The organism is Nocardia amikacinitolerans, from assembly GCF_900215415.1.
Lineage (GTDB): Bacteria > Actinomycetota > Actinomycetes > Mycobacteriales > Mycobacteriaceae > Nocardia > Nocardia amikacinitolerans.
Map to the genome: position 1 here is coordinate 551,480 of NZ_OBEG01000003.1, position 11,088 is coordinate 562,567.

11 protein-coding genes are annotated in these 11,088 nt (G+C 67.5%); 6 read left to right on the forward strand and 5 right to left on the reverse strand.

Translation table 11 applies throughout. The features are described from left to right. Positions 1-9 precede the first annotated feature (9 nt). The gene (locus CRP45_RS16845; RefSeq protein WP_097245861.1) at positions 10-663 is read right to left on the reverse strand and encodes a CHAT domain-containing protein; all 654 of its coding nucleotides are present in this window, start codon (positions 661-663) and stop codon (positions 10-12) included. Between the two features lie 242 nt (positions 664-905). Here CRP45_RS16845 and CRP45_RS33890 point away from each other — a divergent pair, with 242 nt between their 5' ends. Continuing rightward, positions 906-3,239, forward strand: a complete 2,334-nt coding sequence (locus CRP45_RS33890) for a hypothetical protein (protein ID WP_179830901.1) — start codon at positions 906-908, stop codon at positions 3,237-3,239. On the opposite strand, the gene CRP45_RS16850 is transcribed toward CRP45_RS33890, so the two are convergent. After that, entirely contained in the window at positions 3,236-4,003 is a 768-nt protein-coding gene (locus CRP45_RS16850; RefSeq protein WP_245910173.1) for an SDR family oxidoreductase, read from the reverse strand. The two genes, CRP45_RS33890 and CRP45_RS16850, sit on opposite strands and share 4 nt — an antisense overlap. A 68-nt stretch (positions 4,004-4,071) precedes the next feature. Here CRP45_RS16850 and CRP45_RS16855 point away from each other — a divergent pair, with 68 nt between their 5' ends. The 3 genes from CRP45_RS16855 to CRP45_RS16865 all read left to right on the forward strand — a co-directional run bounded on the left by CRP45_RS16855 (position 4,072) and on the right by CRP45_RS16865 (position 5,991). Continuing rightward, complete coding sequence (locus CRP45_RS16855) at positions 4,072-4,419, forward strand: winged helix-turn-helix transcriptional regulator (protein ID WP_245910174.1); 348 nt, start codon at positions 4,072-4,074, stop codon at positions 4,417-4,419. A gap of 311 nt (positions 4,420-4,730) precedes the next feature. After that, positions 4,731-5,042, forward strand: coding sequence for a pyrimidine/purine nucleoside phosphorylase (ppnP, locus tag CRP45_RS16860; RefSeq protein WP_097245862.1), 312 nt, complete (start codon positions 4,731-4,733; stop codon positions 5,040-5,042). Positions 5,043-5,568: 526 nt separating this feature from the next. Then, entirely contained in the window at positions 5,569-5,991 is a 423-nt protein-coding gene (locus tag CRP45_RS16865; protein ID WP_179830902.1) for a PaaI family thioesterase, read from the forward strand. A 1-nt stretch (position 5,992) separates the two neighbouring features. Here CRP45_RS16865 and CRP45_RS16870 read toward each other — a convergent pair whose 3' ends face one another. Continuing rightward, entirely contained in the window at positions 5,993-6,877 is an 885-nt protein-coding gene (locus CRP45_RS16870; RefSeq protein WP_097245864.1) for a LysR family transcriptional regulator ArgP, read from the reverse strand. Between the two features lie 68 nt (positions 6,878-6,945). Between CRP45_RS16870 and CRP45_RS16875 the strand changes: the two genes are divergently transcribed. Next, entirely contained in the window at positions 6,946-7,575 is a 630-nt protein-coding gene (locus CRP45_RS16875) for a LysE/ArgO family amino acid transporter (protein ID WP_097245865.1), read from the forward strand. Between the two features lie 19 nt (positions 7,576-7,594). Here the strand turns inward: CRP45_RS16875 and CRP45_RS16880 are convergent, their stop codons facing one another. Next, positions 7,595-8,335: a glucose 1-dehydrogenase gene (locus tag CRP45_RS16880; protein WP_097246113.1), complete on the reverse strand. Its 741-nt coding sequence runs from the start codon at positions 8,333-8,335 to the stop codon at positions 7,595-7,597. Positions 8,336-8,513: 178 nt separating this feature from the next. Between CRP45_RS16880 and CRP45_RS16885 the strand changes: the two genes are divergently transcribed. Continuing rightward, positions 8,514-9,401 (forward strand): alpha/beta fold hydrolase, encoded by an 888-nt coding sequence (locus tag CRP45_RS16885; RefSeq protein WP_097245866.1) that lies wholly within the window; start codon positions 8,514-8,516, stop codon positions 9,399-9,401. 92 nt (positions 9,402-9,493) lie between these two features. On the opposite strand, the gene CRP45_RS16890 is transcribed toward CRP45_RS16885, so the two are convergent. Beyond that, on the reverse strand, positions 9,494-10,891 hold the full coding sequence (locus CRP45_RS16890) for a WS/DGAT/MGAT family O-acyltransferase (RefSeq protein ID WP_097245867.1): 1,398 nt from the start codon (positions 10,889-10,891) through the stop codon (positions 9,494-9,496). Positions 10,892-11,088: the final 197 nt, after the last annotated feature.

The window sequence follows — 11,088 nt, forward strand, 5'->3', positions numbered from 1 at the left end:
CGCCCTCGTTCACGCGCCGCTGTGCACCAACGCCGCCCACAGGTCGGGGCGGGTCGGATAGCGGTCGCGCAGACCTCGTGACACGGCGTTGACCCTGACCGCAGCGGTGTCGACATCGATCAGACCGCGGTAGAACTCGTGCGCCGCGGCGGCGGCCAGTTCATCGTTGAGCGGCCACAGGCTGGCCACCACGTGTCGGAACCCGGCGACCTGGAACCCGGCGCCGAGGTGAACGGATTCGTCGGCGTGTTTCGAGCTGGTGCCCGCCGTCGAGCACGCGGACAGGTAGGCCAGCTCGGCTTCTTCGAGCCGCAGCGCGCTGATCGACGGGATGGTCAGCATGCCGTCGTGCAGGATAAGCCCGCCGCGCGAGGGCGCCCGCGGATCGGCGACGGCGTGGCAGGCGAAGTGTGCCCACCTGGCGGTCCGCAACTCGGCACGGACGCGCTCGACCGTCGCCCGCTCGTTCGCCAGGGGAGGCGGGCCCGGCAGGCCGGATGCCAGCGCCGCGGCCTCTTCCGCGGTCCAGGGCAGGTCCTGGTACCCCGGTGTGCGTTCGAGCTGGACGATGAGCTGGCGTCGGGACACCGCCTTCGGCCTGCGCAAGGCGTGGGCGAGCGTGCGCAGGGTTGGCGTGACAGACGAGACTGCCGCATCGAGCATGCCGGTTCGCCCGGCTTTCCCGCGGCGTGGAACGGCAGCAGCCCCAGCTGTCCGATCGGCAGCCACCAGATCCGCGGCATCGCCTCGGCGTCCGCGCGCAGATCACCGTCCCTGACGGCTTCGACGATCGGCTCCGCGACGGTCTCCCACAGCCACGGCAGGACGCTCCCCAGGACTCGTCGCATGTATAGCTCTCGGACGACCGACTGTTCGATCGCCACCGCCTCGGCCAGCTTCTCGACGTGCGCCTTTACGTCGGTCGACGCGAGGCCGGGCAGCCGCACGATCCGCGGATCGCCACGCGCGTCGAGCAAGATCGCGTCGCCGCGATGCGCTCCGGCGTTGACCAGGACGACTGTGCCGGGTGTCCCGGTGCGTCGCAGAGTGTCGAGTGGATCCGTGTTCGGCTCGTCCCGCAGGGCGCCGACCAGCTCGGCCGGTTGCGTACGGTCGGCCAGCGAATCGGTCGCGTCGCCGTGTGCGTCGAGCGCCTCGCGGAGTGCGATCCCGCGGCCGAGATCCGCGACCTGAACCGCGCTCCTGGCCGAACCCAGTTCGCAGTGTGCCGCAACGGCTTCCGTAACGAGATCACGGGTATCGCCGAGCCGCTGCTCCCGGTCGATGGGCGGCGTGTCCCGCAGGACGATCGACGGCAACACCTCGATCGTCTCGTCGAGCAGCCGCACGGCGACGGTGTGCGCGCCCCTACGGTTCGCCAGCAAGCCCAGCTTGCGTCCGGCGATCATGCGGTCGTGGGGCATCGACGACTGTGCCCGCGCGAGCGCGGTCGCGTAGGCGGTGATGGCAGGGACGTCGATCGCCTCGCGTCCGACATCCATCGAATGCTCTTGGGTGGAGAGAAAATTGGACAGGCGAAGTGCGTAGTCCGCATCCGTGGTCGCGGTGGATTCGATCGAACTTCTGCTGAGCGTGTCGGCCCGTTCGAGGTCGGCGAGGTCGTTCCTGTCGAGGAGATATCGATCCAGGTAGAACATGCCGAGATTGGATTTCCACGACGCGACGTCCGGATCGTTCGGTCGGGCGAGCGCCAAGACGCGCTCGCCGATCGCTATTGCCCGCGAATGGAATTCGGACGATTCGGTCGGGCGTCGTTCACCCGCCTTGTGGTACAGAGCGGCCAGGGTCGTCAATCGGGTCAGGTGCTGCGGATCTTCCTTGTCGGAGGCCGCGTGCTCGGCGAGCGAGATGGCACTGTCGAGATCGGCGTAGTCCCAGGCGAGGTCGTATCTCGCGTAGAGGTGGGCGGCGTGGTTGGCGGCCCGGAGGCCGTACTCGCGACCTTGTGGTGGGGTCAGGGCAAGGGAGCGTTCGCTGAGCGTAATCGTGCGATCGATGTCGGCGCGATTTCCCGATCGCACGAAGCGGGTGTGGTAGATGGTCGCCAGCGAGGACAGCTGGGTCGCTCGCCCTGGACTCGCATCCGTGGTGGTAGCCGAACACTCCTCGCCGAGTGCTATCGCGCGGTCGAGGTGTTCGCGATCGCCCGTATGCTCGTACAGTTCGCTGTATTGCAGGGCCAAGTTGCCGAGGACCGAAGCCCGCTCAGGGTGGCCGTGCTCGAGCCCCCCCAGCGCCTCCTCGCCGATGGTGATGATCTTGTCCAACTCCGACCGCTCCCTGGTCGAGCGGTAGCGCATGGAGAACGCGAGCATCAGATTGGCGAGTACCAGTGGGTGGTGTCTGCTGTCGGTCGGTGTGAGCGCCAGTGCGTCCTCGGTCAATGCGATCGCGGAATCGAGATCCGAGCGGGCGCCGGTCAGTTCGTGGCGCCGGCGATACGAGGTGGCGAGCAGAGTCATCGAGGCGGGCAGATCCGGGTCGGCACCGCGATCGAGCGCCACGGCGCGCTCTCCGTAGGTGATCGACTCGTCGAGGCAACCGGGGTCGTCGGTCAGGTCGAACAAATGGTCGTAGGTGACACCCAAGTTGCTCAATGTCGCAACGTACTCCGGGTGATCCTCGGGCAAAGTCGCCAGTGCCTCCGCACCGAAGTCGACGGCCTGCTCCAGATCTGTTCGCGCGCCGGACAGGTCGTATCGCATGTTGTGCGCGAGGCACAGGTACGAGGTGATGACCGGCCGGTCCAGTTGCTGCTCGATGGCGACGGGCAGCGCGAGCTTCAGGAGCTCGATTCCGGTGTCGAGGATCGCCAGCTCGGCCACGGACATGGTGTATTCGACGATCTTCATGCCGACACGACACTGTTCGTCGGCGTGCGCGCCGTCGCCGACGAGTCGCGCTATCGCAGGGGGAGTCGGCGTCGCGGAACCGAGCAGCGGACGGAAGAGACCGACGGCCATGGCCAGTTCGGCGGTCGCCGAGCCGCCTTCCGGCAGGGCCTTCGATCTCGCCAACCGCAGCTCGGCGAGCGCACGCCGCGCGTCGTCCAATCGCGCCGAGGCGGCGGTCGAGGGGTTGTCGTCGGCATGCTGCTGCGCGCTCGCGAAGCGCGTGGCGGCCTCGTCGAGGGCCGCGTCATCGAGCGGTGCGCTCGGCATCGTACCCACCCTCACGTCAACGGATTCCGGTGGAACAGCCTAAACCCGCGTCGCTAGTCGGTCGACGCCCCCGCGAGGTAGTCGTGGCCGCCGATGTAGACGGTGTGGCCGGATTCGGTTGGGTCCGTGGTGGCGTCGGCGATGGCGGTGGCGAACTCTTCGATGGTGGGAAGGGGGCCGTTGTCGCGGCGGGTGCCGACGGCGTCCGGGTCGCGGCGTTCGAGGAGGCGGACGATGATGGTGCCGTCGATCATGTCGCCGGAGACGACGGTCAGGGTGATGCCGAGGGCTTCGAGTTCGGGGATGAGGGCTCGGAGGGCGTCCTCGCCCGCGCGCTTGCTCGCGGCGATCGGTTCGTAGTCGGCGGGGACGGGTTTGCGGCCGTGGAAATGCGCCTGGTGGCTGGTGACGAAGACGATGCGGCCGCCGGATGGCATGAGGGGCAACGCGAGTCGGGTCAGGCGTAGTTGTGCGTCGCGATTGATGGACATCGCGTAGTCCGCGGCCGCGTCGCGTTCGAGACCGCCGGATGCGTTGAGTACCAAGACATCCAGGCGGCCGAAGCGGTCGGCGATGTCGGCGATAAGTGTGCGGGTGGCGGTTTCGTCCGAGACGTCAGCTCCCGCGATCGATGCGCTGCCGCCTGCGGCGGTGATCTCGTCGGCAATCGTCTGGGCGCGGCGGCGCTTCTCGCGGTAGTTGACGATCACGTGGTCGCCGCGGGCCGCGAGGATGCGGGCGGTGTCGGCCCCGATACCGCGCGAGGCCCCGGTGACGAGGGTGATTCGCTGATCGGTCGAGATGTCCGGTTCGTGCACCACGTTCCCTTCCGTCGCGGACCTCCGCCCGCCCTGCTGCTTCTGAATTAGAATCACTATGGTGGTTCGAAATGAGAAGCGCAAGCGGTGCGAAACCGTCCAGGGGTGAGGCCGACCCCGCGAACGAACCGATGCTCGCCGCCATGGAACTGCTCGGCCAGCGGTGGATGCTGCGCATCGTGTGGGAGTTGGAGCCAGGCACGCTGGGCTTTCTCGAGCTGCGCCGCCGGATGGGGCAGTGCTCGTCGAGCATGCTCTCGGTGCGGTTGCAGCACCTTCAGGCCGCTGGGTTGATCGTCAAGAATCCGGACAAGTCCTATGAATTGACCACGGCGGGAAGGGAACTCGGCGCGGCGCTGGGGCCGGTGTGGGACTGGTCGCGGCGGTGGGAGGCGTTGTTTCCGGAGGCGGGCGACTGACTGTGCGTCGGCAGCGGCCGACGGGTCGACTGCTGCACGGGCCGAACCGACTAGGCCGAGCGGGTGTGCCACAGCAGCTGGCGGCGGCGTCCTCGCCCATGACCGCCTTGGGAACCTCCGCCGACCGCAGCGCCTCGAAGCAGGCCCGCGCGGGCTCTGGTGCGCCGCGGCCGCGTCCTCTCCCAGGTGGGCGCGGGCGCTGCGCCGCTGCTGAAGTAGGCGTACCTCCGCATCCGTTCCGGCCGTGCGCGGTCTGCGGGCGGACTGCGTCCATTAAGCTGACGGCTCCACTTCAGCACGGGAAAGAGACCATGTCGCAGTTCGAGAATGTCAGCGTCACGAAGAAGGCCAACGTCTACTTCGACGGCAAGTGCGTCAGCCACAGCATCGAGCTGGCCGACGGCACCGCCAAGTCGGTCGGCGTCATCCTGCCCTCGACCCTGACGTTCAACACCGGCGCGCCGGAGATCATGGAACTCATCGAGGGCGAGTGCAAGGTCACCCTCGCCGGCGCCACCGAAGCCGTCACCTACAAGGGCGGCGAGTCGTTCGAGGTGCCCGGCGATAGCTCGTTCCAGATCGAGGTCCTGGAGACGGTGCATTACGTCTGCCACTTCGGCTGAGTTCTCGACACCACCGCCGCCGTGCTTGTGGGCGGCGACAGTGTCAGCCGGTGGGTCGACCGGTGCGGTGATCCGCGACCCCGAGTCGACTCGGTCGACCCGCGTCAGGCGTTGATTTCCCCGGCGCGCTTGTTTCCGACTCCGCGTGACCATAGGGTGCCTTCGATTCGCGCGGCGTAGCGGCGTGCACTGCTGCCTGCGATCCGCATCTTCGTAGCGGGCGTGGTGGGCTCAGGCAACAGACTCCGGCGGCGCGCCGGAGCGACCCGATCGGTCCCGAACCGCCATTCGACTACCGTCGATAGAGAAATGGTTTCGACGGTAGTCGAATGGCGGTCGCAACCGCCGCCGGAACCACCATTGCTCTCCCGTCGATCCGTCAGCGCCTACCGGGAGGTGAAGGGCTGCAACGAGTTTGGTTGCGGCTGGGCGGGGTAATGTGCCGGACAGCGGTCGCACAGCTGAGGGGGAACACATGGTCATGGCGAGTACCTTGCGGAAGCTGTCGGCGCGACAGTTTCGGTTGATGACCAACGCCTACCCGGTATTCCTCATGGGTGGCGTCCGGATCGAGCATGTGGCGGACGACTGGTCCAGTGTCACGGTCCGGCACAAGGTGAGCGGGTGGAACAAGAACCACGCGGGTGTGGCGTTCGGCGGGATCCTGTCCATGATGACCGACCCGTTCTTCGGGTTGATGGCCCTCTGGCAATTGGGGGATGGCTATCGGGTCTGGAATACCACCGCCACAACGGAATTCGTGCGGCCGGGTCGCGGGCTGGTGCGGGTGACGATGCTGATGCCGCCCGAGGACATGGCGAAGATCCGCGGAAACCTGGAGGCGGACGGCGTCTCTCGCACCAACCACTCCGCCGAACTCGTCGGCGCCGACGGCGAGCTGGTCGCGCGCACGAGCCAAGAACTGTACGTGCGCAAGCACTCTCGGTGAGTCAGCGCAGCGCCGCGGCAGCCGCTTCGGCGATCGCCCCGGCGATCGCGCTCAACGCGGGGGAGTGCAACTTCCACTGCTGCCAGTAGAGCGGCACGTCGATGAACGAATCTCCGTCTATCGGAACCAGACTCGTCGGTGGGTCGTCGGCGGTCTGGAGGTCTGGCAGCATCCCCCAGCCGAGGCCGAGGCGAACGGCCGTGCCGAAGGCGGTGGACGAGGGGACGTAGTGGCGGGGCGGGTCGATCGGCTGCCGAGTGCGGCGGCGGAGGTGGCGGTCTTGGAGGTCGTCTTTGCGGTCGAACAGGACGACGGGCGCCGCGCCGTAGGCCTTGGCGGTGGGGCCGTCGGCGAACCAGGTCCTGGCGAACTCGGGGCTGGCCATCGGGCGATACCGCATGGCGCCGAGCTTGTCGACCTTGCAGCCCTGCACCGGCTTGGCGGTGGCGGTGATGGCCGCCATGACGGTGCCGTCGCGCAGCAGGGCGGTGGTGTGCTCCTCGTCCTCGCGGTGGATTTCGAAGCACACGCCGGGCGGCGCGTCGCGGAGTGCGGGCATCACCCACGTCTCGAGCGAGTCGGCGTTCACCGCGATGGGGAGGCGGATCGGGCGGTCGACGGGGTGGTCGGCGTCGCCGAGTTCGCGGGCGGTGTCGCCGGTGAGCAGGTCGATCTGCCGGGCAAGGCGCAGCACGGCGAGCCCGGATTCGGTGGCGCGCACCGGTTTCGTGCGTTGCAGCAGGATGCGACCGGCGGCGTCCTCGAGCGCTTTGATGCGCTGGCTGACCGCCGACGGAGTGACCCGCAGACTGCGCGCGGCCGCCTCGAAGGTCCCCTCGGTGACCGCGGCGTTGAGCGCCCTGAGCTGGTCGAACTGGAGATCCATATCAAGAAATTGTAATGATGCTTCAGAATCTTTAGCTTGTCTGGTTGAATGGCGCGGTCTTAGCGTCGATGGACGTGACAGTTGCCTCGGCGGGTTTCGCCACCATCTCCGGTTTGGGTTTCGGGTTGTCGCTGATCGTGGCGATCGGCGCGCAGAACGCCTTCGTGCTGCGCCAGGGTGTGCGCGGACAGCACGTCGCCGCGGTGGTCGCGGTGTGCGCGGTGTCGGACATCGTGCTGATCGCCGCGGGCATCGCGGGCTTCGGAGCGCTGGTCGAGTCGCTGCCCTCGGTGGTGACGGTGGTGCGTTACGCGGGCGCCGCGTTCCTCATCGGCTACGGCGTGCTGGCTGCGCGGCGCGCGATCTCCGGCGGCACGCTGAGCGCAGACGGTTCGGGCACGTCGGTGGCACTCGGCGCGACCGTCCTCACCTGCCTGGCGCTGACTTGGCTCAATCCGCACGTCTACCTGGACACGGTCCTGCTGCTCGGCTCCTTCGCCAACACCTACGCCCCGCCGGACCGCTGGTTCCTCGGCGCGGGCGCGATGCTCGCCAGCATCCTTTGGTTCGTCACCCTCGGCTTCGGCGCCCGCCTGCTCGGCCCGCTGTTCGCCCGCCCGACGACCTGGCGGATCCTGGATTCGGGGATCGCGCTAGTCATGTTCACCCTCGCCGCAGGACTGCTGCTCGCCAGCTGACTGTTTGCCCGACGTCCCATCAGAACGACTTGTGCGGCACCCCGACCGTCAACCCACCATCGATGACGAACTCCGCCCCCGTCGAATACGACGACTCATCACTCGCCAAATACGTCACCAAGTTCGACACCTCGGCCGGATCCGCCGCCCGCCCCAGCGGAATCTGCAGGAAGTCCGCCGGAATCCCCTCGGTCATCGGTGTGCTGATCAACCCGGGATGCACCGAATTCACCCGAATCCCGTACTGCGCCAACTCCAGCGCCGTCGACTTCGTGAGCCCGCGGACCGCGAACTTGGTCGCCGTGTACCCGTGCAGACCCGGGCTCCCGCGCATGCCCTCGACGGAGGAGATGTTGACGATGGATCCCCCGCCCGCCTCGATCATCGCCGGGGTCGCGGCCTGCATACCCAGGAACGTGCCGGTCAGGTTGATGTCGACGATGCGCTGCCACTCCTCCAGCGCGAAGTCCACCAGCAGGTTCCCGTTGACGATCCCGGCATTGTTCACCAGCACGTTCAGCGCGCCGAACCGCCGCACGGCCTCGTCGGCGGCGGCCTGCCAGTCCTGCTTCTGCCGGACGTCGAGGTGCACGTAGACGGCGTGGTCGCCGAGTTCCTCCGCCAGCACCTTGCCCTCGTCGTCGAGAATGTCGCCGAGCACCACGCGCGCGTCCTCGGCCACGAATTTCCTGGCGTGCGCGGCGCCCATGCCGCGGGCTCCGCCGCTGATCAAGGCCACCTTGCCGGTGAGTCGCCCCATTGCGATACCTCCGTCCGTCGCGGAACAGTCGCCGGCGGAAGCCGACGTGAACACGTTACATAACTCCGGGGTGGTTGCGCCTCGAAGGCTCGACGGCACAGCGAAGAAGCCGCACAACCGTGTGGCATCATCGAATAGAACTTGTTTCAGTAGCGGCTCGTCCCGGAGGAGGCCGACGATGGCGAACCGGTTCCGACGCTTGATCCGGCGCGCGGGCGTCCCCGACATCGCGGAGGTGCCGGGCGGCCGCTTGGTCGACCTGCCCGGCCGGGGACGCACCTACGTGGTCGACATGCCGGGACCCGAGGGGGCTCCCACGCTCATCCTGCTGCACGGCACCGCGAGCACCGCCTGCCTCACCTGGTTTCCGGCGCTGGAAGCGCTCGCCGAGCGGTACCGGGTGATCCTGTTCGACCAGCGCTGGCACGGCCGCGGCATCCGATCCCCGCGTTTCTCGGTGGACGACTGCGCCGACGACGTGATCGCCGTCGCCGACGCGATGGAGGTCGAGCGCCCGATCTGCGCGGGCTATTCGCTCGGCGGAGTGGTGACGTTGACGGCCGCGCACCGGCATCCCGACCGCGTCGGCGGGCTGGTCCTGTGCGCGACGCCGTACCGATTCCGGGAGAAGTGGCGCGAGCAGGCCTTCCACCAAGCGTTCGGCGCCTTCGCCGACGCCATCGGACCGTATTCGCTGCGGCGCATCGAGCAATTCGCGAGCACACTGTCCGAGCTGCCGGAACACACGTGGCCGCCGGGCGGCTTCGAGAAGTGGGCGCTGGGTGAGTTCCGCAGTACGAGCGGGTGGGCGCTGGCCCAGGTGATCGCGGAGGTCGGGCGCTTCGACGCGTCCGCCTGGCTCGACACGATCACGGCGCCGACTGCGGTGGTCATCACGACCCGCGACCGGGCGATTCCGGTCTATCGGCAACTGGAGATGGCGACCATGATTCCCGGCGCGACCATTCATCTCGCCGGTGTGGGACATGCGGGCTGCGTATTCGGTGCGGAGCGTTTCGTTCCCGCACTGCTGGACGGCTGCGCGTCGGTCACCGCGCGGGTGTAGCGAAACCCGCTGCGGTCGACCCTGTTCGGCGTCGGTGGCGAACAGGGCGGGCTGGGATCACCTATGCGGGTGACGCAGTGCGCACTTCGTCGTCACCGCGACTCGTGTGCCGCGGAACGCAATTCATCGATGATGCCCGGCACCGCATCGGCCATCGCGCTGAGATCCGGCACGAGCTCCTTGCAGGCGATGAACCCGAAATCGAGATCGCCGTTGTTGGACAGCACCGTGACGGTGAGCCCGGCCCCGTGGAAGACCGGACCGAACGGATACATCGCGTTCACCTTCACGCCGAGGAAGTACAGCGGCATCGGCGGTCCCGGCACGTTCGAGACGACGAGGTTGTGCACCACCGGATGATGCTCGGCCAGCTTAAGCGACGAGTAGACCCGCGCGGCGAGCTGAAAGGTGTTGGGCGGGGCGTACTGTGACCAGTCCTGCAGGAAGTCCGCGCCGATGAGATCGTGCTCGTCCTTGGCGTCTCTGTTCGCCGCCGCCACCTTGCGCAGCCGCTCGACCGGGTCGGCGATGTCGGTGCCGAGCTCGGAGAACAGCGAGGAGACCTTGTTGATTCCGGCCTTGTGCCGGGAGGCTTCGTGCACCGACACCGGTACCGAGGCGATGAGCGAGCGATCGGGCAGCTCGCCGTGCTTGTCCAGGTAGGCGCGCAGCACGCCGCCGACCACGGTCAGTACCACGTCGTTGACCTTCACGTCGAACGCGGTCTTGATCTCCTTGATGGCGGCCAGATCCGCCTCGGCGAAGGCGACCGTGCGGTGCGGCGTGATGGCCTTGTTGAACGGTGTGCGCGGCGCGGTGAGCGGAATCGCCATGCCCGCCTGGTTGTTTCGCCGACGCTGCGCGAAACCGGCGAGCATGCCGACGGTCTTGGGCAGCATGCCGACGATGCCCGCCTTGCCGGGCAACCGAACGGCCGCCTCCGCCAACAGTTTCCAGTCGTTCGGCGCGGACTCGGGCTGCCATTCCTCGGTCGGCTCCGGACGCGTCACGCCCGGTTCCATGTCGCACAGGTGCATCATCATGTTGGTGCCGGTGATGCCGTCCACGGCGGCGTGGTGGTACTTGCAGATCACCGCGACCTTGTCGCCGTCGATGCCCTCGACGACGTTCATCTGCCACAGCGGGCGGTCGCGGTCCATCGGCCTGCTGGCGATGTCGCCGACCAGTTCGGCCAGCTCGCGCCTGCCGCCCGGACTCGGGATGCCGATACGGCGGAGGTGGTAGTCGAGATCGAAGTCGGGGTCCTCCACCCAGACCGGATGGTCCAGGTTGAACGGCACCTCGTGCAATCGCCGCCGCATCTGCGGAATCAGGGGCACCCGGCGACCGAGTTCGGCCTTGAAGGAGTCGAAGGAGTACCGCACGCCGTCCGCGGTGGGGTCGAGGATGAGCAGCGCGCACACGTGCAGATGCTGGGTCCCGGTCTCGAGGTAGAGGAAACTGGCATCCAATCCGGTTAAACGTTCCATAGCGAAAGCCTACTAGAACGTGTTCTAATTTTGGGCCGGATCCGGGGGAGATCGCTCACAGTGGTGGGCTCTATTGTCAACCTGGATAACGGGATTCATCGGATGAATGCCGTGGGATAGCCCGTCGTATCGAGTTCGAGTCCGACCGGTGACTCTCATGTGTGTTACCGCTAGTTCCATATATGTGTATGATCGTT

What these genes read in the sequence shown, in the direction of transcription:
- CRP45_RS16845 (WP_097245861.1), bottom strand. Translation starts at nt 663, where the DNA reads ATGCTCGATGCGGCAGTCTCGTCTGTCACGCCAACCCTGCGCACGCTC.
- CRP45_RS16855 (WP_245910174.1), top strand. Translation starts at nt 4,072, where the DNA reads ATGAGAAGCGCAAGCGGTGCGAAACCGTCCAGGGGTGAGGCCGACCCC.
- ppnP (WP_097245862.1), top strand. Translation starts at nt 4,731, where the DNA reads ATGTCGCAGTTCGAGAATGTCAGCGTCACGAAGAAGGCCAACGTCTAC.
- CRP45_RS16865 (WP_179830902.1), top strand. Translation starts at nt 5,569, where the DNA reads ATGACCAACGCCTACCCGGTATTCCTCATGGGTGGCGTCCGGATCGAG.
- CRP45_RS16870 (WP_097245864.1), bottom strand. Translation starts at nt 6,877, where the DNA reads ATGGATCTCCAGTTCGACCAGCTCAGGGCGCTCAACGCCGCGGTCACC.
- CRP45_RS16875 (WP_097245865.1), top strand. Translation starts at nt 6,946, where the DNA reads ATGGACGTGACAGTTGCCTCGGCGGGTTTCGCCACCATCTCCGGTTTG.
- CRP45_RS16880 (WP_097246113.1), bottom strand. Translation starts at nt 8,335, where the DNA reads ATGGGGCGACTCACCGGCAAGGTGGCCTTGATCAGCGGCGGAGCCCGC.
- CRP45_RS16885 (WP_097245866.1), top strand. Translation starts at nt 8,514, where the DNA reads ATGGCGAACCGGTTCCGACGCTTGATCCGGCGCGCGGGCGTCCCCGAC.
- CRP45_RS16890 (WP_097245867.1), bottom strand. Translation starts at nt 10,891, where the DNA reads ATGGAACGTTTAACCGGATTGGATGCCAGTTTCCTCTACCTCGAGACC.